General features: G+C 38.9%; 1 pseudogene. It reads left to right on the forward strand.

The annotated features are described in order from the left end of the window. Window positions 1–463 precede the first annotated feature (463 nt). Window positions 464–661 (forward strand): annotated as a pseudogene (locus B5F83_RS10470) (DDE transposase); the annotation flags it as partial.

The raw sequence follows: 661 nt of genomic DNA on the forward strand, positions 1-661 counted from the left end.
AATCCTCATTGGCAGGCATGCCTGCCAATGAGGTAACAGATAAATTGATATATTTGCAGAACTAAGAGGTCTGAAGGCTTACTCCGGACACACTGTTTGAAACACTACCTTTTAATTGTACGAGATGTATTTATAGAGCTTGCAGGAAAAATGGGGCAGACTTAAATAAACGATAAACGGCTTACCCCCTAAGCGTTGACTTGGGGATAAGCCAAAATAACAATTCCTATTATTGGGCTAGCAAGACTATAGTCTATAAATATATAATAACCCTGGTAGGTTTACTTTCAAGCCTGATTCGGTTTTCTGCATTTAGTGTAGGGACTGTCGTAAAAAGAATAAAACTTCATAACGAATTAATTGCCAATGTAATATAAAATTTGTATCTTAGCTAAAGATAAAAAGAATACCTCCAATTGCCCTAGAAAAGCCAAATTTGGAGGTATCGCAAAAATTAATCTGCATGGCTAAGGTACAAAATTTCTCTGAAATATCACCCGATCTCCCTTTCACGGAGTTCGATTTTTATGAATTGTATAGGCGGACGTTCGAGACTAGCGAGCTGGGAAAAATCAGGAAGAGGCTGCCGCTTGGTGAGATGGCAGAGAACTTTGGACTGATAAGCAAGAGCATGAGAGCGAAGAAAGGGCGAAAAACATAC

This window comes from Muribaculum sp. An289 (assembly GCF_002159555.1).
Classification (GTDB): domain Bacteria; phylum Bacteroidota; class Bacteroidia; order Bacteroidales; family UBA932; genus Merdivivens; species Merdivivens faecigallinarum.